Genomic DNA, 24,020 nt, shown 5'->3' with positions numbered 1-24,020 from the left:
GAATAGCATGGCCACCTGGCTGAAGCGCGGCGCCACTGCCGAGGCAAAGGCAGACGCAGACCGCAAGGTCCGCGACATCGTCGAGGCGGCGCTCGCCGATATCGAGAAGCGCGGCGATGAAGCGGTGCGCGACATGTCGATCAAGTTCGACGGCTGGGACCGCGATGATTATCGCCTCAGCCAGGCCGAGATCGATGCCTGCGTCGACAGCCTGACCCCGCAGGAACGCAAGGACATCGAGTTCGCGCAGGCGCAAGTGAAGAACTTCGCGCAGATCCAGCGCGACTCCATGAAGGACGTGGAGGTCGAGACGCTGCCCGGCGTCGTGCTCGGCCACAGGAACATCCCTCTGAATTCGGCGGGCTGCTACGTTCCCGGCGGCAAGTATCCGCTGCTCGCCTCTGCGCACATGTCGGTGATCACTGCCAAGGTGGCGGGCGTGAAGCGGGTCATTACGTGTGCCCCGCCGTTCCAGGGCCAGCCGGCGCGCGCCATCGTCGCCGCGCAGGCCATGGCCGGGGCCGACGCGATCTATGCGCTGGGCGGCATTCAGGCGGTGGGCGCCATGGCGATCGGCACGCAGAGCATCGATCCGGTCGATATCCTGGTCGGCCCCGGCAACGCTTTCGTCGCCGAGGCCAAGCGCCAGTTGTTCGGCCGCGTCGGCATCGACCTGTTCGCCGGGCCGACCGAGACCCTCATCATCGCCGACGAGATCGGCTGCGATCCCGAAATCGCCGCCACCGACATTCTCGGCCAGGTCGAGCACGGTCCGGACAGCCCCGGCGTGCTGCTGACCAATTCGGAAAAGTTCGCCCGCGCGACCATGGCCGAGATCGACCGATTGCTCGAAATCCTCCCCACCGCCGACCATGCCCGCAAGGCGTGGGAGACGTTCGGCGAGGTAATCGTGGCCGAAAGCTACGAGGAGATGGTCAAGGTCGCCGACGAGATCGCCAGCGAGCACGTGCAGGTGATGACCGCCGATCCGGACTATTTCCTCAAGAACATGACCAACTACGGCGCGCTGTTCCTGGGCAACCGCACCAATGTCAGCTTCGGGGACAAGGTGATCGGCACCAACCACACGCTGCCAACGAAGAAATCCGCGCGCTACACGGGCGGCCTCTGGGTCGGCAAGTTCCTGAAGACCTGCACCTACCAGCGCGTCACCACTGACGAGGCTTCGGCGCTGATCGGCGAATACTGCTCGCGCCTCTGCGCGCTGGAAGGCTTCGCGGGCCATGGCGAGCAGGCCAATATCCGCGTTCGCCGCTTTGGCGGGCGCAACGTACCCTATGCTGGGCAGGCCGAACCGACACCCGAAACGGCGGCTTGAGGATGAACCTGCCGCAGACGCCAAGCCTGCGCCTTGATGGACGCCGGGCGCTGGTGACGGGCGCGGGCCGGGGCATTGGCCTCGGCGCCGCCGCCGCGCTGGCGGCTGCGGGCGCGGAAGTCACGCTCGTTGCCCGCACCTCGACGGAAATCGAGGCGGCTGCCGTCGAGATCGGGAATGGCGCCAAGGCCGCGACGCTCGACGTCTCCGACCTCGCCGTCGTCGCCGCGTTCTTCGCAGAGCGTGCGCCGTTCCACGTCCTCGTCAACAATGCCGGCACCAACCGGCCCAAGCCGATGTGGGAGGTGAGCGAGGACGATTACGACGCCGTGCTCGATCTCAATCTCAAGTCCGCCTTCTTCGTGGCGCAGGCCTGCGTGAAGCGGATGATCGATACCGGCACCAAGGGCAGCCTAATCCACATGGGCAGCCAGATGGGCCACGTGGGCGGGCCGAACCGTTCGCTCTACTGCGCCAGCAAGTGGGCGCTGGAAGGCATGAACAAGGCCATGGCGCTGGACCTCGCCCCCCACGGCATCCGTTCCAACACCATCGCGCCCACTTTCATCGAAACGCCGCTGACCAAGCCATTCTTCGAGGATGAAGCGTTCAAGACCAGCGTCCTTGCCAAGATCAAGCTCGGCCGCATCGGCCAGGTGGAGGATCTGATGGGCGCGGTGCTGTTCCTCGCCTCCGACGCGTCCGCGCTGATGACCGGCACCAGCCTTGTCGTCGATGGCGGCTGGACTGCCGAATAACTCTTTATATTTGCAGGATAGATCATGTTCGAACCGTTCCCCGGAAACTACGTCTGGAACCTCGCCACCAACCTCGCGCTCGCCTGCGGCGGCAACTATGGCGAGATCGACGAGGCCAACCGCCCGATCATGGAAGCGAGCAAGGCCGGCGCCGATGCCGGTTCCGCGCAGATGTTCGATAGCTGGATCGCCGTGGCCGATCAGGTCTGCGCCAATGCCGAAGCGGACGAGGCCGCCGGCTATCTGCTTTCCGCCGGCACCAAGTACTTGCGCGCCTCGGGCTACTACCTTGCTGCCGAGCGCATGCAGAGCCGCGACTATGCCCCGCGCTGGGCGGCTTACGACAAGGGGCTGGAACTCTTCCACAAGGGCGCCAAGCTGCGCGGGCTGCATGTCGACAAAGTAGAGATTCCCTACGAAGGGCAGGCCTATACCGGCATCTTCGTCCACGACGGCTCGGGCACGCCGCGCCCCACGCTGGTTTCGGTCAACGGGCTGGATTCGATGAAGGAACAGGTCTGCATGGCGGGCCACGGCCAGTCGAACCTGGAGCGGGGGATGAACACCCTTTTCATCGACCAGCCCGGCACTGGCGAAGCGATCCGCAAGCGCGGCCTGCCCGCCGTGTTCGATGCCGAGCGCTGGGGCACGCCGGCGCTGGAATACCTGCTGACGCGCGACGACGTGATCCACGACCGGATCGGCATTTTCGGCCTCTCCTTCGGCGGCTACCACGCCCCGCGCATTGCCGCGAACGAGCCGCGTTATGCGCTCTGTGCGGTGATGGGCGCCAACCACGTCTGGGGCCGCCGCCAGCGCGAACGCGTCGCCAACGAGGGTGAGAACCCGGTGCCGCACTACTGGGACCACGTCATGTGGGTGTTCGGGATCGAAGACCGCGATGCCTTCCTGGAATATGCCGACCAGATCACGCTGGACGGTCAGGTGGAGAACATCCGCGTGCCCTTCCTCATCACGCACGGCGAGAACGACCGCCAAATCCCCGCCTTCAACGCGCAACTCAGTTACGATCAGGCGGTGAACAGCCCCAAGCGCACGCTTCGCGTCTTCACCAAAAAGGATTTCGAAGTGGAGCACTGCGGCGCCGACAACGGCACCGGCATGCGCGATTACATCGCCGACTGGTGTGCGGAGACGTTCGCGGAGATGGGCTGATCCATCGCCCGAACAACAATAGGAATGGCCGGGGAGAGGCCGCGAAATGGAACGCTATCTGCGCAATTGCTGGTACATGGCAGGCTGGTCCGACGAAGTCGGAGAAACCGGCCTGTCCCGCCGCATTCTCGACCGGCCGGTCTATCTTTACCGGCTGGAAGACGGTTCGCTGGCCGCGCTGCTGGACCGCTGCCCACACCGCTTCGCGCCGTTATCGAAGGGCTCGCGCGAGGGAAACGTGGTGGTTTGCGGCTACCACGGCCTCGCCTTCGCCCCAGATGGGCATTGCGTGCGCAATCCCTTTGCCGATCGCATCCCCGCCGGATCGACCATACCCCGCTTCGCCACCGCCGAGCGGGACGGCATCGTCTGGCTCTGGGGTGGCGATCCGGACACGGCCGACCCGGCCCTGATCCCCGACTTCGCCTTCGTGCCCGATACCCAGCACAGCCGCACCGTGCGCGGCTACACGCTTATGCACGCGAACTACGAATACGGCACCGACAACCTGCTGGACCTCTCGCACATCGAATTCGTCCACAAAGGCACCTTTGCCGGTCAGGGTGTGATCTTCGCAGGCGAGCACGCGGTGGAAGTCGAGGATCGGACACTCCATTCCAACTGGTGGATGCCCGATATCCCCCCGCCCTCGGTCGCGCGGCCACATTTCCCGGCTGATGCCAAAGTCGATCACTGGCTGGACATGCGCTGGAACGCGCCGGCCGCGATGCGCCTCATCGTTGGCGTCTGCCCGCACGGCGCGGGGCGTGAAAGCGGCTTCGAGGTTCCGCAGGCGCATATCCTGACGCCGGCCAGCGAACACGAAACCCACTATTTCTGGTCCTCCACCCGCTACGACGATCTCGATTCCGAAGAGACCGACGAGGCGCTCAAGGCGCTGTTCGGCGAAGCCTTCGATCTGGAGGACAAGCCGATGATCGAGGCGGCCTATGCCAATGTGAAGGGCCGCGATTTCTGGAGCGAGAAGCCGCTCTCACTCGGCATCGACCAGGGCGGCACGCGCGCGCGGCGACTGCTGGAACGCTTCATTGCGCAAGAACAGAATATTTCCAGAGAGAAGAACCATGGCTGAATTCACCTTCCACCACGGGGGCGTCTCCGTCCCCAGTCTTGACGAGGCGATCGACTGGTACGGCCGCGTGCTGGGCTTCGAGGTCGAGAAGAAGTTCTACATCGAAGCCGCGAAGGCCCACACCGCCATGGTCCGCAAGGGCCCGCTGCGGTTCGAGATCTTCGAGGTGGAGGGCGCCGCCGCCCTGCCCGAAGACCGCCGCTTCCCGCCGCGCGACCTCAAGACCCATGGCAACAAGCACGTCGCCTTCCGCGTCGAGGACCTTGAGGAGTTCCTGACCGAGATGGAAGCGAAGCAGGTCGACATCGCCTTCGTCGTGCGGGAGGCCTTCGGCAAGGGCTGCTTCATCCGCGATTGCGCGGGCAACCTGATCGAATTCGTCGAGGAGCCGAACCTGTGATCCACGAAGTCGCCACTCTAACCATCGACCCTTCCCGCGCTGCCGATTTCGAAGCCGCCGTGGCCGAGGCCCGACCGCATTTCGAAGCGGCCAAGGGCTTCGTCTCCTTCGCGCTGCATCGTTCGGTGGAAACCCCGGAACGCTATCACCTCGTCGTCGGCTGGGAGAGCGTGGAGGCGCACATGGTCGATTTCCGCGAATCCGAAGGCTTCCAGGCCTGGCGTGCGCTGGCCGCACCGTTCTTCGTTGGTGCGCCCTCGGTCGAGCACTTCACCTTGATTTAATGCAGTTCCGCCCCTCGCACTTCCGCATGCCGTTCCTACATGGCCAGCGGAGGTCGCCCCCAAATGCCAGATCGCAATTGCTACTACGCCGGGCCCGTCACCGATCATTTCGACGGCACACGCTTTCTCAACCCCTCTGGTGAGCCCGAAACCGACCGGTCCTTTGGCGATATCCTGCGCTGGCGGCGTACCGCCCCATCGACCCAATGGCCGAAAAGCGTGCCCGTCACCCCGACCGTGCCCAAGGATCGGGTGGAAGGCCTGCGCGTGACCATGGTCGGCCATGCCACCATGCTCATCCAGATCGGCGGGCTGAACGTTCTGACCGATCCCGTATGGTCGGACCGGGCGAGCCCGGTGCAGTTCGCCGGGCCAAAGCGGGTGACGGCGCCGGGCGTGCGCATCGAAGACCTGCCGCCGATCGATGCGATCCTGCTTTCGCACAACCATTACGATCACCTCGACGTGGCCACGCTCAAGGTCCTGCATGACCGGCACAAGCCACTGATCGTCACCCCGCTGGGCAACGATCGCATTATCCTGCGCCACATCCCTACCGCGCGCGTATCCGCCGGGGACTGGGGCGATGCCTTCGCCATCGCACCCGGCGTGCAGGCGCACATTGTCCCCGCCCTCCACTGGTCATCGCGCGGAATGGGCGACCGGCGAATGGCGCTATGGGGCGGGTTCATGCTGCGCGCCGGAGAGCGACTGGTCTATTTCGCGGGCGATACCGGATACGGCACCGGCACTATCTTCCGCCGCCTGCGCGAAGCGTTCGGCGCGCCCGATGTCGCCCTGCTGCCGATCGGCGCCTACGATCCGCGTTGGTTCATGGCCGCGCAGCACACCGATCCGGAAGAGGCGATCCAGATCATGCTGGACCTTGGCGCCCGGGCCGCCGTGGGCATGCACTGGGGCACCTTCAAGCTGACCGACGAACCCCGCGAAGACCCCGCACAGCGCCTGCGCGCAGGTCTGGCGGAGCGCGGGATCGATCCGGCCGCCTTCGTCCCGCTGCTGCCGGGCGAATGGGCCAACTTCGACTAGGGAAGGTCAGACTTCGCCTTTGGCATGAAGGCGCATCAGGGCGAAGAAGTCCCCAAAGGTCAGCCGTGCATCCAGCGTCCGGAACACGCGCACCGTCCGTCCGGCGATCTCCTCGCCATAAGTGCAATCCGGTTTGATGCGCCGCGCGGCCAAGTCCACATGTGTGCTGCTCTCCTGCGAAATCGCGCTGAGCAGCACCGTGGGGCTATCGCCCAACGGCCAACTTCCGCCCACATCGACGAACGAGGGCGGGGTGGTGAACTTGTCATAAAGCCATTCGCCGAAGGGCGAGATCGGGCGAAGCTGCTCGGCCATTTCGGCAACCGAAAACTGCATCTGGCGATAGGCGTCCTGCGGGATCTGCCAGAGCGGCACTTTCGAGTTCTCGATCACCGCACGGGCCGCGGGAATATCGGCGGAGAGGTTGTATTCCCAGCCGCCCGCCGGATAGGCGCCGCCGCCGATCCAGATCACCGTCATGCGCGTGGCGATCTTCGGTTCCAGCCGCAACGCCGCCGCCAGATTGGTGAGCGGCCCGCCGCATGTGAAGAACAGCGGCAGCGGATCGTCGCGCATCGCCTCCGCCACGATCGCCCGCGCCGCCTCGCTGGCTTCAGGCTGGGCAGCGCCGAGCACTTCCGATCCCGCCTTTACCGGCGGCGGAGACTTTATCCCGGCGCGGCGGATCAGTTCCTCAGCGGTCGCGCGCCCGGCAGCGGCGGTGTTTCCGGCGGGTACGTTGCCCACCAGCTTGGGGTCGAGCGCGGAGGACGTGACCAGCACGGTGCGCGTCTTGGGCGTCAGCAACTGGTGCGCCAGCGCCACCAGGCCGTCCGGATCGCCGGCGAAATCGTTATCGATGATCACCCGAGCCGAAGCGCGCTGCGGAATCTGCCGATAGGCCGCCGCGCGGGCCAGCCCCGGAAGCATCGCGCTCCCCACGATCGCCCCGCAGGACGCCACGAAATTCCGGCGTGAATGCACCAGCCCCTCCCAATCAAGAATTATGATTCCAATTTATACGACTGCGGCCGGCGTGCAAGACGCACGCCGGCCGCAGCGTTGAATTCCCGATGAAATGCCATCCCTAGATCGCGTGCCTAGATCGCGTGCTCATCATCCTCGGTCAGTTCGCTGAGCTTGCCGTCGATCGGCCGTTTGCCGGGCTTGGTCTTGCGGAACGGTTCGAAGCTGGCGCGGTCGGCGTCGAAGGCCATGTCCCACGGGATATTGTCGCCCCGGAAGATCGGCGGCGCATTGTTCGACCACAGCAGCGATCCGAAGCGGAAGTCCCAGGCGCGTGGCACCCAGTTATCGTCCAGATAGTCGGTATCGGCGTGATATTCGGCCTCGCCCGCCTTTCCGGGCATGTCGCAGTAATAGTAGATCGCGCTGGAAATGCGGTGGCGGGAAATCCCGCCGGAGCTGTTCATGCTCTCGTTCTTCCAGCCGCGCTTCTCCATGATGTTGGCGCCCAGCATCACTTCGTCGATATCGTCCATGCCGAAGGCGATGTGCATGAACTTGAAATGGTCCGGCGCGATGGGAAGGTCGCAGTTCACCCAGAAGATCGAGTGATGCTCGTACGTGCCGCCCGCGCGCGCGAAGATGCCCGATCCCTTCGAGTGATCGACATAGCGGAAGCCGAAGTGGCGTTCGTAGAATTCAAAACTGCCAACGTAATCGGGCGAGAAGAACACCACATGGTTGATCGTCTTGGGCACGGCCTTGCTGCGCCAGATGCGGTGCTGGTTGAAGCGCGGATAGCTGGTGGGCGTGTTGACCGGGCTGGCTTCCGAATGAAACGCGCGCTTGGCCCAGACGCGCAGCGCCACCGGCTGGCCATCGGGACAGACGGCATGGACGGTGCCGTCCGCATCGCGCGTCACGGCAACTTCGGTGGCGAGGCTGGCCGCGATCTTTTCGAGGTTCTCCGCCGTGTCGACGCCCCAGACGGTTTCCTTCAGCCCGTCGCCAGGAAACGGATCCGGGCTGGGCAAACGCGCGTCGCCGTGCCGCAGCACGATCACGCGGCTGCCGGAGGCGAGGTGGAACACCGCCTCATCCTCGTCGGCATGTTCCAGCGGCAGGCCGAAGTCCGTCCAGAACCGCGTATGTTCGGCCACGTCCGCCACGCCGAACAGGACGCTCTCAACTCCCAGAATGCTCATGCTTGTCTCGATCCTGACTTTTCCAGAGCTGGGTTATGACCGGCTGGAAGAGCCATTAGAAACGCATGGAATCGGATCGCAGCTATCGAGCGCGCCGAATTGGAATTCCGCTAGAGTTCAGCCGGCGAACGCCGCCTCGGTATGGCGCGGCACCCAAAGCAGGCCGACCAGGCTGAGCACGGCGGCCACCGAGATATAGAGGCCGACGAACAGCACGCCGCCCTTGTCCACCAGCCCCTGCGCGATTGCGGGCGCGAAGCCGCCGCCCAGAATGCCGCCGACATTGAAGGCGATCGACGATCCGGTATAGCGCACCCGCGCATCGAACAGCTGCGGCAGCAGCGAAGCGAGCGGGCCATAGACGAAGCCCATCGTGAACAGGCCGAGCGAGAGGAAGGCCGCGATGGCTGCCAGCGATCCGGCGGCGAACATCGGCCCCATCAGCAGACCGACGACGATGGCGCCCGCACTGCCGGCGATCAGCACCCCGCGCGAAGTCCAGCGATCGGCCGCATAGCCGGCCAGCACGATGCCCACCGCCATGAACAGGATCGCGAACAGTTGCACGCCCAGGAACGCCTGGCGGTCGTAGCCGAGTTCCTTGGTGCCGTAGCCCAGCGCGAAAGCGGTGGTCAGGTAGTAGATCGCAAAGCAGGCGACGACCGCGAACGTGCCCGCCAGGGTCTGGTGCAAATGGGTGCGGAACAGTTCGACGATGGGGATCGATTTCGGCCGCTCCCCATGCATCGCCGCGAAGGAAGGCGTTTCGGTCAGGCGGAAGCGGATCCACAGGCCCAGCCCGACCAGCACCGAACTCAGCAGGAACGGGATGCGCCAGCCCCAGTGCACGAAATCGCTTTCGGACAGGGTCAGGCTTAACACCAGGAACAGGCCGTTGGCGGCGATGAAGCCCACCGGCGCGCCCAATTGCGGGAACATGCCGAAGCGCGCGCGCCAGCCGGGCGGGGCGTTCTCCACCGCCAGCAGCGCGGCACCGCCCCACTCGCCGCCAAGGCCAAGGCCTTGGGCGAAGCGCATCAGGCAGAGCAGGAACGGCGCGATCCAGCCCGCGCTCTCGTACGTAGGCAGCAGGCCGATGGCGACGGTGGCGCCGCCCATCAACAGGAGCGAGGCGACCAGCGTGGACTTGCGCCCGATCCGGTCCCCGAAATGGCCGAACAGCGTCGCGCCCACCGGGCGGGCGACGAAGGCCACGCCGAAGCTGGCATAGGCGGCAAGCTGCTGGATCGATGCCGAGTGCGAAGGAAAGAACAGCGGCCCGAACACCAGCGCGGCAGCGGTGGCGTAGACGTAGAAGTCGTAGAACTCGACCGCCGTGCCGACGAGGCTGGCAGTGAGGATGCGCGCATTGCGACGGTATTCGTTCACCGGCCCGCGCTCCAGCCTGCGCGAGTACCCTGATCTGCCGTCACTTGCCCCGTCCTTTTCGAAAATTGCGATTCGGCGGGGATTTACGGCAATTGATGCTCAAGTACACCCGCCGGGCGCGCATTTTTCGAGGGGCGGATCTCAGGCCCGGACCTCAGCCCGCCGCGCGCAGACGCTCCAGCGCGGCATCGCGGCCGATCAGCGGCAGCAACGCCGACATGTCCGGCCCATGCTCCATGCCGGTAAGCGCAAGACGCAGCGGCAGGAACAGCGCCTTGCCCTTTCGGCCCGTGGCATCCTTCAGCGCACCGGTCAGCGCCTTCCAGATACCCTCGTCCCATTCCAGCGTAGGCAGCACGTCGGCGGCCTGCACCGCGAAAGCCTTGTCCTCGTCCGAAAGCGCAGGCGCGGCCACCGGGCCGGTGACGACGCGCCACCAATCGTGCGCCTCGTGAACATGGGCAAGATTGGGCCGCACCACGTCCCAGCCTGCTGCGTCCATGCCTTCGGGCAGGCGCGCACGCACCGCGTCGAAACTCAGGGCATGGACCACGGCGGCATTGACGCGCTCCAGCTCCGCCTCATCGAACCGTGCAGGAGCACGGCCGAAGTGCGAAAGGTCGAAGGCTGCCGCCAGTGCCGCCGCATCAAGCGCAGGATCGACCGGATCGCTGGTGCCCAATCGGCCCAGCAGCGCGACGACCGCCTGCGGCTCGATGCCGATCTCGCGGAAATGGGCGACGCCCAGCGAGCCGAGGCGCTTGGACAGCTTGCCCTCGGTGCCCACCAACAGCGCCTCGTGCGCAAAGGCAGGCACTGGCGCGCCGAGCGCGGTGAACATCTGCACTTGCGCCGCGGTGTTGGAAACGTGGTCTTCTCCGCGCAGGATCTGCGTCACGCCCATGTCGATATCGTCGATGGCGGAGGGCAGCATGTAGAGCCACGATCCGTCCGCGCGGCGGATCACCGGATCGCTGATCTGTGCCGGATCGAACTTCTGCGCGCCGCGAATGCCGTCTTCCCACGCGATCGGCTCTTCATGATCGAGCAGGAAACGCCAGTGCGGCAGGTCCCCGGCGGCGATCTTCCCGGCCTTCTCCTCCTCGCTCAACCTCAGCGCGCCGCGATCGTAGATCGGCGGCAACCCGCGCCCCAGCAGCACCTTGCGCTTCAGTTCCAGTTCCTGCGGGGTTTCCCAACAGGGATAGACGCGGCCGGCGGTCTTCAGCCGCTCGAACTCACGCTCATAAAGGGCGAAACGTGCGGATTGGCGCTCCTCGCCCGCCCATTCGATGCCCAGCCAGGCCAGATCGGCATGGATGCCGTCGACATATTCCTCTTTCGAGCGTGCCGCGTCGGTATCGTCGATGCGCAGCAGGAACTTTCCCCCAGCCTGCTTAGCCAGCAGCCAGTTGTGCAGTGCCGTGCGGATATTGCCGACGTGAAGGTGCCCGGTGGGCGAAGGAGCGAAGCGCGTGACGGTCATGCCCGCGCGATTACGGCGCGCGTGGCGAGAGGTCAATTTCCCCGGCATGTCGGCTCTGGTCGGCTGTCAAAAATGTATAACATATCCCCTTGCCCGACAGGCCCGATGCATTACCAATACCGGCCGGTTCGCACCCCCGAAACCGCGAAAAAACAAAGGATCGTCCATGCGGCTTCCCGCAAAGCTGGCTTTCGCCTCCCTTCTTTCCCTCGCATTCGCCCAGCCCGTTCTCGCCCAGAAGGCAGACGCGCCCGATGCGGAAAAGCAGCACGCCGCCAAAGCCGCCGAAGCGGTCGCCAATGGTTGGGCCAGCGCCCCGGTCGAGGAAGCGGCCAAGACGTCCAACGGTTCGGTCTCGGTCGACGGCAAGGCGATTTCCTACACCGCCACCGCCGGCACACTGACCGTTCGCGATGCACAGGGCAAGCCGACGGCCAGCCTGTTCTACACGGCCTATACCGCGCCGGGTAAGCACCGCCCGCTCACCTTCTTCTATAACGGCGGCCCCGGATCGGCGAGCCTGTGGCTGCGTATGGGCAGCTTCGGTCCCGAACGCGTGCGCACTACCGACCCCGCTGCGGTCGCCCCCGCGCCCTACGATGTCGGCCCCAATCCGGACAGCCTGATCGGCAGCACCGACATGGTGTTCATCGATGCGGTCGGCGCCGGCTACTCGCGCCCGTTGGGCGATGCCAAGCCGGCCGATTTCTACGGCGTCGATCAGGACGTCGACGCTTTTGCCAAGGCGATCTTCCGCTACGTTTCGAAGAACGGCCGCTGGGGCGATCCCAAGTACATCTTCGGCGAAAGCTATGGCACCACCCGCTCCGGCGCGCTGGCCTATCAGCTGCAGCAGCGCGGCATGGCCCTGAACGGCGTGGTGCTGCTGTCCTCGATCATGAACTATGGCGTGCGCCAGTCGGGCTTCGACAACATCTACGTCGGCTACCTGCCGACCTATGCCGCCGTCGCCTGGTATCACAACCGCGTGGCCGACCGCCCCGCCACGGTGGAGGAATTCGTCGCGCAGGCCCGCCAGTTCGCCAATGGCGCCTATGCCAGCGCACTCGCCAAGGGCCAAGACATTGCCCCCGCCGAACTGGACGCGGTGGCCCAGCAGCTCAGCCGCTTCACCGGCATTTCGGTAGACTACATCAAGCAGGCCAACCTGCGGATCGACCTCAACCGCTTCCGCAAGGAACTGCTGCGCGGCGATCGGGAGACGGTGGGCCGCTTCGACGGCCGCTATCTGGGCGTCGATGCCGATTCGGCGGGCGAAGGGCCGGAATTCGATGCCTCGGATACGGCGATCAGCGGGCTCTACATCGCCAGCTTCCTCGATCTGCTGGGCAACAAGCTGGGCTACCGGACCGACCTCGACTATCGCCTGAGCGCCAGCGAAGGCGGCGCCTTCAAGTGGGACTGGGCGCACGAAAGTCCGGCCTCGGGCAATGGCCGCCGCCAGAACGTCGCCGACGTGACCGTCGACCTGTCGAGCGCGATGCGCACCAATCCGCACCTGCGCGTGCTGTCGCTCAACGGCTATTACGACATGGCGACGCCGTTCTTCTCCACCGAGCGTGACCTGAAGCACATGATGCTGCCCGCACCGCTGCAGCAGAACCTGCAGTTCCACTACTATCCGGCGGGCCACATGGTCTACCTGAACCCCGAGGCACTCCACCAGATGCGCCTCGACATGCAGCGCTTCTACGCCAAAGCGGCGCGCTGAAAATGAGGGGGCGGCGCAGACGGCGCGCCGCCCTTTTTCATCCGCTGCGGAAGGCGTGGGTGACCGGATACCGGCGATCGCGCCCGAAATTGCGCGCCGTCAGCTTCACCCCCGGCGATGCCTGCCGGCGCTTGTACTCGGCCATATGCAGTAGACGCTCCACCTGCTGGACGGTGGCGCGATCGAACCCCTCCTTGACCAGTTGCTCCACGCTCTTGTCGTGCTCGACCAGGCCCAGCAGGATCGGATCGAGCACCGCATAGGGCGGCAGCGTATCCGAATCGCGTTGATCGGCACGCAGTTCGGCGCTGGGTTCGCGCAAGAGGGTCGAATCGGGAACCACGATCCCCGCCGGCCCCAGCCCGATTCGCGGGACATGGCGGTTGCGCCACCCTGCGATCGCGAAAACGGTCGACTTGTAGGCATCCTTCAGCGGATTGTAGCCGCCCGCCATGTCGCCATAGATCGTCGCATAACCGACGCTCATCTCGCTCTTGTTGCCGGTGGTCATCAGCATCGGCCCGAACTTGTTGGACAGCGCCATCAGCGCGGTGCCGCGAATGCGGGCCTGCAGGTTTTCTTCGGCAATGTCGCGGTTGGTGCCCTCGAAACTCTCACCCAGCATCGAATCGAAGCCGGCAATCGCCTCACCAATCGGCAGGACCGAATAGCGGATGCCCAGCGCATCGGCACAGGCGGCGGCATCGTCCAGACTCTGGCGGCTGGTGAAGCGAGAGGGCATCATCACCCCCCAAACGCGCTGCGGCCCCAGCGCGTCCACCGCGATGGCCGCGCAGGTGGCCGAATCGATCCCGCCGGACAGGCCCAGAACGACGCCGGGAAAGCCGTTGCGATTCACATAGTCGCGCAGCGCCAGAACCATGGCGCAATAGATATCCTCCGGGTGCGTAGCCAGCGTTTCCAGCTTGCCGCGATCGCAGCGCCAACCCTGCGCCGTGCGGGTCCAGCGCGTTTCCACCACCTGTTCTTCCCAATCGGCAAGCTGGACGGCCAATCCGCCATCGCCGTTCACCACGAAGCTGGCGCCGTCGAACACCAACTCATCCTGCCCGCCCACGCGGTTGAGATAGGCCAGCGGCAGCCCTGTATCGACCGCGCGACGCTTCGCCACGCCTTCGATGCGCAACGCATCCTTGTTGATTTCATAGGGACTGCCGTTGATGCAGATGAACATCTCGGCGCCGAAATCGGCCAGATGGCGGCAGACTTCCGGCCGCCAGATATCCTCGCAGATCGGCACCCCAATCAGGGTGCCGCGCAGAATCACCGGCTCCGGCAGGGGGCCGGGCTGGAACAGACGCATCTCGTCGAACGTGCCGTAGTTCGGCAATTCGTGCTTCAGCCGCACGGCCATGACGCGCCCCTGATCGAGCAGGGCCACGCCGTTGTGCAGCGCACCATCAAGCACGAAGGCCGATCCGACCAGCATCGCCGGGCCATCCGCCGCGGTGGCTTCGGCCAGCGTCTGCAGGCGCGCAGCGGCGCGCTCGATCAGCGCGGGCTTGAGGATCAGATCTTCCGGTGGATAACCGACCAGGTGCAGTTCGGGAAAGACGACGAGGTCGGCGTCCTTCGCCTTTGCGCGGGCAGCCAGAACGCCTTCGGCGTTACCGTCGAGATCGCCGACGGACTGGTTGAGCTGCGCCAGCGTGATCTTGAGCGTATCCGGCATCACATGTCTGATGCGCCTGCCCCGGCCCTTCGGCAACAGGGGATGCCTGTATTCCAGGCAATAAAAAACCCTCCCATCGGGGAGGGCTTTTTCCGTTTTTCAACGGACTTTCCGATGATCCTTCGGTTGCTTGCAACCTTGGGCGGAAAGCAACTGGGGGCCGGCGCCTCGCCAGAAATGGCGATTGCCGAGCCCCCGGCCGGATTACTCGGCAGCCGCGGTAGCAGCGTCGGTCGCACCGTCGGTGGTAGCGGCCATGGTTTCTTCAGGAACGGTTTCAACCGATTCCGAAGTCGCATCAGCGGCGGGCTTGTTGCCACCGCAAGCAGCGAGCGACAGAGCGGCAGCCGACGCGAACGCGGCAAAAGCAATCTTCTTCATGCGAATCCCCTTGCATTGTTTGGCGCACAGGCCAACGCTTGCAGGCAAGCCTGCGGGGCATTCTTTAGACGAGACGTTTGTGCAACGCAAATAGGAAGTAAGGGGGCCAAAACCGCCGGAATTCCTCAGGCTTGCGCACATATAAAGATATCTTTATATGACCTCCCATGCAAATCGACCCCCTTCTGAGGGCCCTTTCGGAGCCGACGCGCCTGCGCATGATGCGTCTGCTTGCACATATGGAACTGGCGGTGGGCGAACTGGCGCAAGTGCTGGGGCAGAGCCAGCCGCGCGTCTCGCGCCATATCCGAATCCTGTGTGAGGCCGGCCTTGCGGCGCGGCGCAAGGAAGGCAGCTGGGTCTTCCTGCGCAGCGCCATAAAGGAAAGTGGCGAACCGCCGATGGCCGCCGCCGCCGCACGCCTGCTGGCCGTGGCCGAACGCGACGATCCCGCGTTTGCGGCGCGTTGCAGCGAAGATCGCCGCCAGCTGGCCGCCATCCGCGACGCGCGCGAAGCAAACGCCCAAGCGTACTTCGCGCGTCACGCCGAAGAATGGGACACGCTGCGCCAATTGACCGGCGCCGATGGCCCGGTCGAATCCGCGCTTCTGGCCGCCTTGGGCCGCAGCAAGCTGGGCGCGTTGCTCGATGTCGGCACCGGAACCGGCCGGATTGCCGAGCTTCTGGCCGGCAAGTCCAGCCACGTCACCGCGCTCGACAAGAGTCCGGAAATGTTGCGCATTGCGCGCGCTCGCTTGCAATCTTTGCCACCGGAACGGCTCGCGCTGGTGCAGGGCGACTTCACCGCGCTGCCGTTCGCCGATGGGGCCTTCGATACCCTGCTGTTCCATCAGGTGCTCCACTATGCGCAGGAGCCTGCCTCCGTGCTGGCCGAAGCCGCCCGCGTCACCCGCAAGGACGGGCGAATCGCCGTGGTCGATCTTGCCGCGCATGAGCGCGAGGATTTGCGCGAGCGTCACGCCCACGCACGCCTTGGCTTTGCCGACGATCAGATGGCCGCGCTGCTGGAAGATGCGGGCTTCGCGCCCGAAGCGCCGGTCACGCTGCCCGGCGATCCGCTGACGGTTAAAATTTGGACAGCGCGCCGGAACGACCAGCCGACACCTGCAAACGACACCGAATCCAACGACAGAAAGACCGCGACCCCATGACGTCTGCCTCACGACCGACGCATGCCCCCGCAATCGGGTGCCTGCCGGGCGACATTTCCGTCTCCTTCGAATTCTTCCCGCCCAAGACGGAGAAGATGGAGGAGCAGCTTTGGGACGCGATCACCCAGCTCGCCCCGCTGGCCCCCTCGTTCGTCTCGGTGACCTATGGCGCCGGCGGCTCCACGCGTGAGCGTACCCATTCGACTGTCGCCCGCCTGGTCCGCGAGACCAGCCTGGTCCCCGCCGCGCATCTGACTTGCGTGGGCGCCAGCAAGGGCGAGATCGACAAGATCGTCGACCAGTACTGGGAAGCCGGCGTCCGCCACATCGTCGCCCTGCGCGGCGACCCGCCGCCAAGCCAGGGCGGCGTCTTCACCCCGCATCCGCAGGGCTATGCCAGCGCCGCCGAGCTGGTAGCCGGCCTGAAGGCGCGCCACGATTTCGACATTTCAGTCGCCGCCTATCCCGAAGTGCATCCCGAGGCCGCGAGCGCCCAGAGCGATCTGGACAATCTGAAGCGCAAGATCGACGCCGGTGCCAACCGCGCGATCACGCAGTTCTTCTTCTCGGCCGATGCCTATTTCCGCTTCCTCGACAAGGCGCAGGCCGCAGGGATCACCGCACCGATCCTGCCCGGCATCATGCCGGTGACCAGCTTCGCCGCGATCCGCCGCATGTCCGGCAACACCGAGATTCCGGTCTGGCTGGAAGCGATGTTCGAAGGCCTTGACGAGCGGCCGGGTCCGCGCGCACTGGTCGCCGCGGTTGCCGCCGCCGACTTGTGTCGAAAGCTTTACGAGGGCGGCGTTCGCGATTTTCATTTCTACACCCTCAACCGCGCGGAGCAGGCCTATGCGATCTGCCAGCTGCTCGGCCTGAGGCCCACGGAGGGCGCATGATGAGCGCGCGTAAGACATTTCTTGAAGAGGCGGCCAAGCGCGTCCTCATCACCGACGGCGCCTTCGGCACCGAGATCCAGAACTGGAAGCTGTCGGAAGCCGACTATGCCGGCGACCTGGGCCTGAGCCACGACCAGAAGGGCAACAACGACATCCTCGCGCTGACCAAGCCCGAGGTGCCGGAATCGATCCATCGCGCCTATTTCGAGGCCGGGGCCGATATTGCCGAAACCAATACCTTCTCGGCCAACCGCATCAGCCAGGCCGATTACGGCGCCGAACATCTCGTGCGCGAGATCAATGTCGAATCGGCCAAGCTGGCCCGCCGTCTAGCGGACGAGTATCAGGCGAAAGACGGGCGCCCGCGCTTCGTTGCCGGCGCCATCGGGCCGACCAACAAGACGCTTTCGCTCAGCCCCGACGTCAACGATCCCGGCTACCGCGAGATCGACTGGGACACGCTGGTCGATGTCTACAAGGAACAGGCCGCCGCCCTCGTCGAAGGCGGGGCGGATTTCATCCTGATCGAGACGGTGTTCGACACGCTGAACGCCAAGGCCGGCATCATGGCCGTGCGCCAGCTTGAGGCGGACCTGGGCCGTGAAGTGCCGATCATGCTGTCGATGACGCTGACCGACCTTTCGGGCCGCAACCTCTCCGGCCACACGGTCGAGGCGTTCTGGTACGCGGTGCGCCACGCCAATCCGGTGACGATCGGGCTCAACTGCTCGTTCGGCGCCACCCAGTTGCGCCCGCATGTGAAGACGCTGTCGGAAATCGCCGACACCCTGATCATGATCTACCCCAACGCCGGCTTGCCCAACGAACTAGGCGCCTATGACGAAATGCCCGAGACGACTGCGGGCTTCGTCGGCGAATGGGCCGTGGCGGGACAGGTCAACGTGCTGGGCGGCTGCTGCGGCTCCACCCCGGCGCATATCGGCGCCATCGCGCAAAAGGTTGCCGGCATGGCCCCGCGCCAGGTTCCGGACCTCAAGCCCGAAACCAAGCTTGCCGGCCTGGAACCCTTCGCGGTGCCGGCGGACTGAGACGGATCATGAACGACATTCCCCTCTGGCGCATCCGTCAGGCCGGCCCCGACGATGCCGAGGCGCTGGCCCTGGTCGGCGCGGCGACGTTTCTCGAAGCCTTCGCCGGGATGGTCCATGGCGGCGGCATCATCGAACATTGCCGTACCGCGCATTCGGCGGAGACCTACCGCGCCTATTTCGCCAAGGGCGCGAAGGCGTGGCTGGCCGAAGTGAAGCCGGGCGATGCGCCAGTGGGCTATGCGATGATCTGCGCGCCGGAACTCGAACAGGCCGAGCACGGCGATATCGAGCTGAAGCGCATCTATATCCTCTCGCGCTTTCAGGGCTCGCTGATGGCGGGCACGCTGATGCGCACCGTGATGGAAGCGGCCGAAGGCCAAAAGCGCCTGCTGCTGGGCGTCAAGGACGACAACCTGCGCGCCCTCGCCTTCTATGCCAAGCATGGCTTCGAACAGATCGGCACCCGCCAGTTCGACGTTGGCGGCAAGACATATGACGACCTCGTGCTGGCGCGCTCGCTCGTGCCCGCTGCCCAGTAAATCTGGCCCATAATCAGAGAACCAGACCCATGACCTCGACTGCTTCCGGCGCCCGTTTCGTCAATATCGGCGAGCGCACCAACGTCACCGGCTCGGCCAAGTTCAAGAAGCTGATCATGGCCGGCGACTATCCCGCCGCCATCGAAGTGGCCCGCCAGCAGGTGGAAAACGGCGCGCAGGTGATCGACGTCAACATGGACGAAGGCCTGCTGGACGCGGTCGAGGCCATGACCACCTACCTCAACCTGATCGCCGCCGAACCCGATATCGCCCGCGTGCCGGTGATGGTCGACAGTTCCAAGTGGGAGGTGATCGAGGCCGGCCTCAAGTGCGTGTCCGGCAAGCCGATCGTCAATTCGATCTCGATGAAGGAAGGCGTGGAGCCGTTCCTGGCGCAGGCCCGCAAGTGCATGAACTACGGCGCTGCCGTGGTGGTCATGGCGTTCGACGAAACCGGCCAGGCGGACACCAAGGAACGCAAGGTCGAGATCTGCAAGCGCGCCTATGAACTGCTGACCGGCATCGGCTTCCCGCCCGAGGATATCATCTTCGACGCGAACGTCTTCGCCGTCGCCACCGGCATCGAGGAGCATGACCGCTACGGGTTGGACTTCATCGAGGCAGTGGCCGAGATCAAGGCCGCCTGCCCGCACGTCCACTTCTCCGGCGGTCTTTCCAACCTCTCGTTCTCGTTCCGCGGCAACGAGACGGTGCGCCGGGCGATGCACTCGGTATTCCTCTACCACGCGATCCCCGCCGGGCTCGACATGTCGATCGTCAACGCCGGCCAGCTCGACGTCTATGACCAGATCGATCCGGCCCTGCGCGAGGCCTGCGAAGACGTCATCATGATGCGCCGCCCCGGCGTGGGCGAGGATGGCAAGACCTCCACCGAACGCCTGATCGAACTCGCCGAAAGCTACAAGGGCAAGGAAACCGTTGCCGAAAAGGCGGCCGAGGAATGGCGCGGCTGGGACGTGGTGAAGCGGATCGAGCACGCGCTGGTGCGCGGCATCGACGCCTATGTGGTGGAAGATACCGAGGAAGCGCGCGCCGCGGTCGCCGCGCGCGGCGGTCGCCCGATCGAGGTGATCGAAGGCCCGCTGATGGGCGGCATGAACGTGGTGGGTGACCTGTTCGGCAGCGGCAAGATGTTCCTGCCGCAAGTCGTGAAGTCCGCGCGCGTGATGAAGAAGGCGGTGGCCCACCTGATCCCCTTCATCGAGGCGGAAAAGGACGCGGGCACCAAAGCCAAGGGCCGCATCATCATGGCCACCGTCAAGGGGGACGTGCACGACATCGGCAAGAACATCGTCGGCGTCGTGCTGCAGTGCAATGGTTATGAAGTGATCGACCTTGGCGTCATGGTGCCTTGGAGCAAGATCCTCGAATCCGCGAACGAGAACGATGCCGACATCATCGGCCTTTCGGGCCTGATCACCCCCTCGCTGGACGAGATGGTGACCGTGGCAGAGGAAATGCAGCGCGCGGAGATGAACATCCCGCTGCTGATCGGCGGCGCCACGACGTCCAAGGTCCACACCGCGCTGCGCATCGATCCGGCCTACAAGGGCCCGGTGGTCCACGTGCTCGACGCCAGTCGCGCGGTCGGCGTCGCCTCGCAGCTGCTTTCGGACACGCAGGCGGAGCCCTTCGTGGCCTCGGTCGCCGACGAGTACGAGAAGGTGCGCATCGCCCGCGAAGGCAAGGGGCAAAGCGATCTGCTGCCCATCGCCGATGCCCGCGCGAATGCCTTCAAGCCGGACTTCGCGCAAAAGCCCGCCGCGCCGGTGCAGCCGGGCCTGCACGTGTTCGAGGAATGGGACCTTGCCGACCTGGCCGCGACGTTCGACTGGACGCCGTTCTTCCGCGCCTGGGAACTGGCAGGCAATTACCCTGCCATCCTGAACGACGAAGTGGTCGGCGAAAGCGCGCGTAACCTCTATGCCGATGCCCAGGCCATGCTGGCAAAGATCATCGATGAGAAGTGGCTGACCGCCAAGGGCGTCTGCGCCTTCTGGCCCGCCCACCGCGACGGCGACGATGTGCTGCTGGCGGCGGGCGATCTTGGCGTCACCCGCATCCCGATGCTGCGCCAGCAGGTGAAGAAATCGCGCGGGCCAAATGGACAAGGGCGCGCCAACTTCTGCCTGGCCGACTTCATCGACACCGAGAATGACTGGCTGGGCGGCTTCGCCGTGGGCATCCACGGCATCGAACCGCACCTGGAACGCTTCCAGGCCGGGCACGACGACTATTCGGATATTCTGCTGAAGGCACTGGCCGACCGCTTCGCCGAAGCCTTTGCCGAACGTCTGCACCAGCACGTGCGCACCACGCTCTGGGGTTATGCGCCGGACGAGCAGTTCACCAACGAAGCCCTGATCCGCGAGGAATATCGCGGCATCCGCCCCGCCCCCGGCTACCCCGCCTGCCCGGACCATTCGCTGAAGCCGATCCTGTTCGATCTGCTCAAGGCTTCGGACAATGCCGGGATCGTGCTGACCGAAAGCCAGGCGATGTTGCCGACGGCGGCGGTTTCCGGCTTCTACTTCGGCCATCCGGAAGCATCGTATTTCGGCGTCGCCCGCATCGGCCGCGACCAGCTGGAAGATTATGCCGGCCGTCGCGGCGTGGAGCTTCCCACGGCCGAGCGCTGGCTGCGTCCGAACCTCGATTGATGGCCGCGCGCCGGTCAGTGCGCCTTGACGCGTGCTGACCGGCCGCCCAGCCAGCGGGCGCGATGGCGCATAAAGGCGTCGCTGACGGCAGCGCCTTCCGCGCCCGCCAGAAGATCGAGCGCCGCGTCCAGCCCGAACCGAGCCAGCCGATCGACCACGGCGCCTTCATCATGCCCCCGATCGCGCGCCAGCGTCTTCAACACGCGCGCGGTATCGACGAATTCCAACTCGCTCAGCATCGCCATCCGGCATTCGTTGGGGCTGGCGCCCAGCGTGGCTTCGAGGCTGGCAGGCGCATCGTGCAAGTACCGTCCCATAACAAGCTCTCCCTATAAGCAACGCGGACATGAAATCGTTTGTATCCGCTGCCGGACTGCCAATACGCCGATCAGTTCCGACGCGGCACTAAGCCGGATCTGTGTAAAACTGCGCAGAGCCTAAACATCTGCGATCAACGGAATTTCGCAGCCGTGGGCGCATGGTCTTGAAAAGGCGTCCACAAGTCCGATGCTTCGGACCTTGCGCCCCCATTGCGAAAGCATCGCCTGCGCGTCATGCATTCGCCCAAAGAACCATGGGGGAACACGGGCGCAATGGGCCTGACTGAAATCTATCTGATCGCGCTGACGGTGATTCTCGCAGCGCCCTATCTGGTCTGGCGCCTGCTCCGCACCGAGCACTGGGCGCCGCTGGTGGTCGTGCAGATCATCGGCGGCATTCTGCTGGGGCCCGGCGTGCTGGGCCGCGCCGCGCCCGACTTTCATGCCTTCGTCTTCAACCCGCAAGTGATGACCGCACTGAACGGCGTTGCCTGGTGGGCGGTGATGATGTTCGTGTTCGTCGCCGGTGTGGAACTGGATCTGTCGAACGCGTGGAAACGGCGCGGAGAAACCAGCCTGACCGCCGCCTGCGCACTGCTGACCCCGTTGCTGTTCGGCGCGGCGGCGGCCGCCGTGCTGCTCCGCTCGCCGGGCTGGATCGGCCCCAACGGCAACTATCCGCAGGCAGTGCTGGGCGTGGGCATGGCCTGCGCCGTCACCGCACTGCCTATCCTGGTGCTGCTGATGGAAAAGCTGGAGATCTTCCGCACCCCCTTCGGCCAGCGCCTGCTGCGCTATGCCAGCCTGGACGACGTGGCGATCTGGGGCGTGCTGGCGCTGATCCTGGTCGACTGGGAACGCGTGAGCCGGCAGGGCCTGTTCCTCGTCGGCTTCGCGGTCGCCTCGCTCGTCATCCGCGCGCTGTTCAAGCGCATCGGCGAACAGGACCGCTGGTACGTCTCGCTGATTTGGCTGTCAGCCGTGGGCTTCGCGGCGGACTGGTCGGGCCTGCACTTCATGGTCGGCGCCTTCCTGGCCGGCGTGGTGCTCGACGCGCATTGGTTCACGCGTGAGAAGCTGGACGGGTTCCGCGAATTCCTGCTGCTGACGGTGATGCCGGTGTTCTTCCTCAGCACCGGCCTGCGTACCAACTGGGGAACCGACGGCGGGGCCGGCATCGCCGTGATCGGTGCCGCGCTGCTGTTCCTGGTCGCATCGGTAGTGGGCAAGCTGGCTGGCGTGCATCTGGCCGGGAAACTGCTGCGCTGGAAGAAGGGTGAGGCCTCGGTGATCGGCTGGATGCTCCAGACCAAGGCCCTGATCATGATCATCTTCGTCAACGTGCTGCTCGACAAGAAGATCATCACGGCGGAGACCTTCACCGCGCTGCTGCTGATGGCGGTGATGAGCACGATGATGACCGTGCCGATCGTCAAGCCGCGCCTCGCGAAGATCGACATGAACGAGGGCTGATACCGATCGCCGCAGGATAGAGGCCGCGTCCGGAATACCTTCGGACGCGGCCTTTTTCTTTTCGATCAGACGCCCGGGCGTCCGGCCAGGGCCTCCGCCGCCGTCCAGAACGATCCGACGAAGGCCGGATCCTCGACCAGCGGGTTCGGCTTTCGCGGTGCCCGTTCATACCAGTAGCCGCCACTGCTCCGGCCCGGCTCATCCGCCGAAGCGAGCCAGATCACCGTATCCGCGCCCTGCTCGCTCGTCAGCTTCGGCGCATCGCCATAGGCCGCCTGCACGCTGTCCGGCGTGTGCGAGAAGAAGTTGCTGCCAACGGTGCCGGGATGGACCGAATGGGCGACGATCCCGTCCGCCGCCAATCGCGGCGCCAGTGCGCGGGCGTGGAGCACATTGGCCAGCTTGCCGCTGCAATAGGCCGCGCCGGGGCTCCAGTTGCCCAGGTTCTGCAGATCGCCCAGATTGATCCCGGGAATCATCTCGCTGCCATCGGACGCGGTGTTGACGATCCGCACACTGCCCGCTGGCGCATCGGATGCCGCCTTGCGCAGCAACGGCAACAGCCGCGCCGTCAGCACGAACGGCGCCAGGAAATTGGCGACGTAGTTCGCCTCGAACCCTTCCGCCGTCATTTCCTGTTCGCGCGCCATGCCCCCGGCATTGTTCACCAGCACGTCGATGCGATCGACCTTGCCGGCAATCTCGTCCGCCAGCCGGTCGGCCTCGGCCAGCAGCGAAAGATCGCCGCGCAGCATCTCGACATCCTTGCCAAGTTCGGCCTGCGCCGCCGCGCACCGCGCAGCATCGCGCCCCACGCCAAACACGCGGAAGCCTTGCGCCGCCAGCGCGCGCGCCGTTTCCAGCCCGATCCCCGAACTCGCCCCCGTCACCACCGCCACGCGCTGCGCCATGCCTTGCTCTCCACCAATCCG

Annotated in this window: 22 protein-coding genes; 14 read left to right on the top strand and 8 right to left on the bottom strand. The window is 65.3% G+C overall.

Annotated features, from left to right (window positions below; translation table 11 throughout):
- Positions 1-7: 7 nt before the first annotated feature.
- The 7 genes from hisD (at position 8) to WBP06_RS17045 (ending at position 6,100) form a co-directional block, all read left to right on the top strand.
- Entirely contained in the window at positions 8-1,339 is a 1,332-nt protein-coding gene (hisD, locus tag WBP06_RS17075) for a histidinol dehydrogenase (RefSeq protein ID WP_395330139.1), read from the top strand.
- 2 nt (positions 1,340-1,341) lie between these two features.
- Positions 1,342-2,097 (top strand): SDR family NAD(P)-dependent oxidoreductase, encoded by a 756-nt coding sequence (locus tag WBP06_RS17070; RefSeq protein WP_395330137.1) that lies wholly within the window; start codon positions 1,342-1,344, stop codon positions 2,095-2,097.
- A gap of 24 nt (positions 2,098-2,121) precedes the next feature.
- Positions 2,122-3,273: an alpha/beta hydrolase gene (locus tag WBP06_RS17065; RefSeq protein WP_395330135.1), complete on the top strand. Its 1,152-nt coding sequence runs from the start codon at positions 2,122-2,124 to the stop codon at positions 3,271-3,273.
- 46 nt (positions 3,274-3,319) lie between these two features.
- Positions 3,320-4,366, top strand: coding sequence for a Rieske 2Fe-2S domain-containing protein (locus WBP06_RS17060; RefSeq protein WP_395330132.1), 1,047 nt, complete (start codon positions 3,320-3,322; stop codon positions 4,364-4,366).
- Positions 4,359-4,766, top strand: a complete 408-nt coding sequence (locus tag WBP06_RS17055; RefSeq protein WP_395330129.1) for a VOC family protein — start codon at positions 4,359-4,361, stop codon at positions 4,764-4,766. The genes WBP06_RS17060 and WBP06_RS17055 overlap by 8 nt, the downstream gene beginning before the upstream one ends.
- A complete protein-coding gene (locus tag WBP06_RS17050) occupies positions 4,763-5,050 on the top strand; it encodes an antibiotic biosynthesis monooxygenase family protein (protein ID WP_395330127.1) in 288 nt (95 codons plus the stop codon). The genes WBP06_RS17055 and WBP06_RS17050 overlap by 4 nt, the downstream gene beginning before the upstream one ends.
- A gap of 63 nt (positions 5,051-5,113) precedes the next feature.
- Positions 5,114-6,100 (top strand): MBL fold metallo-hydrolase, encoded by a 987-nt coding sequence (locus WBP06_RS17045; protein WP_395330125.1) that lies wholly within the window; start codon positions 5,114-5,116, stop codon positions 6,098-6,100.
- A gap of 6 nt (positions 6,101-6,106) precedes the next feature.
- Here WBP06_RS17045 and WBP06_RS17040 read toward each other — a convergent pair whose 3' ends face one another.
- From WBP06_RS17040 to gltX, 4 genes are all read right to left on the bottom strand, one after another.
- Complete coding sequence (locus tag WBP06_RS17040; protein ID WP_395330123.1) at positions 6,107-7,084, bottom strand: nucleoside hydrolase; 978 nt, start codon at positions 7,082-7,084, stop codon at positions 6,107-6,109.
- Between the two features lie 116 nt (positions 7,085-7,200).
- The gene (locus tag WBP06_RS17035; protein WP_395330121.1) at positions 7,201-8,271 is read right to left on the bottom strand and encodes a VOC family protein; all 1,071 of its coding nucleotides are present in this window, start codon (positions 8,269-8,271) and stop codon (positions 7,201-7,203) included.
- Positions 8,272-8,388: 117 nt separating this feature from the next.
- The gene (locus WBP06_RS17030; RefSeq protein ID WP_395330119.1) at positions 8,389-9,660 is read right to left on the bottom strand and encodes an MFS transporter; all 1,272 of its coding nucleotides are present in this window, start codon (positions 9,658-9,660) and stop codon (positions 8,389-8,391) included.
- A gap of 154 nt (positions 9,661-9,814) precedes the next feature.
- Positions 9,815-11,146 carry a glutamate--tRNA ligase gene (gltX, locus tag WBP06_RS17025; protein WP_395334239.1) on the bottom strand — a complete coding sequence of 444 codons (1,332 nt, stop codon included), beginning with the start codon at positions 11,144-11,146 and terminating at the stop codon, positions 9,815-9,817.
- 166 nt (positions 11,147-11,312) lie between these two features.
- Here gltX and WBP06_RS17020 point away from each other — a divergent pair, with 166 nt between their 5' ends.
- The gene (locus WBP06_RS17020) at positions 11,313-12,878 is read left to right on the top strand and encodes a S10 family peptidase (RefSeq protein WP_395330117.1); all 1,566 of its coding nucleotides are present in this window, start codon (positions 11,313-11,315) and stop codon (positions 12,876-12,878) included.
- A 37-nt stretch (positions 12,879-12,915) separates the two neighbouring features.
- On the opposite strand, the gene WBP06_RS17015 is transcribed toward WBP06_RS17020, so the two are convergent.
- Positions 12,916-14,571, bottom strand: a complete 1,656-nt coding sequence (locus WBP06_RS17015; RefSeq protein WP_395330115.1) for an NAD+ synthase — start codon at positions 14,569-14,571, stop codon at positions 12,916-12,918.
- 204 nt (positions 14,572-14,775) lie between these two features.
- A complete protein-coding gene (locus tag WBP06_RS17010) occupies positions 14,776-14,952 on the bottom strand; it encodes a hypothetical protein (RefSeq protein WP_185928626.1) in 177 nt (58 codons plus the stop codon).
- Between the two features lie 167 nt (positions 14,953-15,119).
- Here WBP06_RS17010 and WBP06_RS17005 point away from each other — a divergent pair, with 167 nt between their 5' ends.
- The 5 genes from WBP06_RS17005 to metH are packed head-to-tail and all read left to right on the top strand — an operon-like array spanning position 15,120 to position 21,295.
- A complete protein-coding gene (locus tag WBP06_RS17005; protein WP_395330112.1) occupies positions 15,120-16,124 on the top strand; it encodes an ArsR/SmtB family transcription factor in 1,005 nt (334 codons plus the stop codon).
- Entirely contained in the window at positions 16,121-17,023 is a 903-nt protein-coding gene (gene metF, locus WBP06_RS17000) for a methylenetetrahydrofolate reductase [NAD(P)H] (protein WP_395330110.1), read from the top strand. Before WBP06_RS17005 ends, metF begins: the two co-directional genes overlap by 4 nt.
- On the top strand, positions 17,023-18,072 hold the full coding sequence (locus WBP06_RS16995; protein WP_395334237.1) for a homocysteine S-methyltransferase family protein: 1,050 nt from the start codon (positions 17,023-17,025) through the stop codon (positions 18,070-18,072). Before metF ends, WBP06_RS16995 begins: the two co-directional genes overlap by 1 nt.
- Positions 18,073-18,080: 8 nt before the next feature.
- Positions 18,081-18,614, top strand: a complete 534-nt coding sequence (locus tag WBP06_RS16990; RefSeq protein WP_395330108.1) for a GNAT family N-acetyltransferase — start codon at positions 18,081-18,083, stop codon at positions 18,612-18,614.
- Between the two features lie 29 nt (positions 18,615-18,643).
- Positions 18,644-21,295 (top strand): methionine synthase, encoded by a 2,652-nt coding sequence (gene metH, locus WBP06_RS16985; RefSeq protein ID WP_395330106.1) that lies wholly within the window; start codon positions 18,644-18,646, stop codon positions 21,293-21,295.
- Between the two features lie 14 nt (positions 21,296-21,309).
- Here the strand turns inward: metH and WBP06_RS16980 are convergent, their stop codons facing one another.
- Positions 21,310-21,612: a hypothetical protein gene (locus WBP06_RS16980; protein WP_395330104.1), complete on the bottom strand. Its 303-nt coding sequence runs from the start codon at positions 21,610-21,612 to the stop codon at positions 21,310-21,312.
- A gap of 276 nt (positions 21,613-21,888) precedes the next feature.
- On the opposite strand from WBP06_RS16980, the gene WBP06_RS16975 reads away from it, so the two are divergent.
- The gene (locus WBP06_RS16975; protein WP_395330102.1) at positions 21,889-23,088 is read left to right on the top strand and encodes a cation:proton antiporter; all 1,200 of its coding nucleotides are present in this window, start codon (positions 21,889-21,891) and stop codon (positions 23,086-23,088) included.
- Positions 23,089-23,153: 65 nt separating this feature from the next.
- Here WBP06_RS16975 and WBP06_RS16970 read toward each other — a convergent pair whose 3' ends face one another.
- Positions 23,154-23,999 carry an SDR family NAD(P)-dependent oxidoreductase gene (locus WBP06_RS16970; RefSeq protein WP_395330100.1) on the bottom strand — a complete coding sequence of 282 codons (846 nt, stop codon included), beginning with the start codon at positions 23,997-23,999 and terminating at the stop codon, positions 23,154-23,156.
- Between the last annotated feature and the right edge of the window lie 21 nt (positions 24,000-24,020).

Origin of the sequence: Novosphingobium mississippiense, assembly GCF_044029535.1 — a bacterium.
Taxonomy (GTDB): Bacteria; Pseudomonadota; Alphaproteobacteria; order Sphingomonadales; family Sphingomonadaceae; genus Novosphingobium.
Note: the sequence above shows the minus strand (reverse complement) of the source record. Positions and strands in the feature narration are given on the sequence as shown.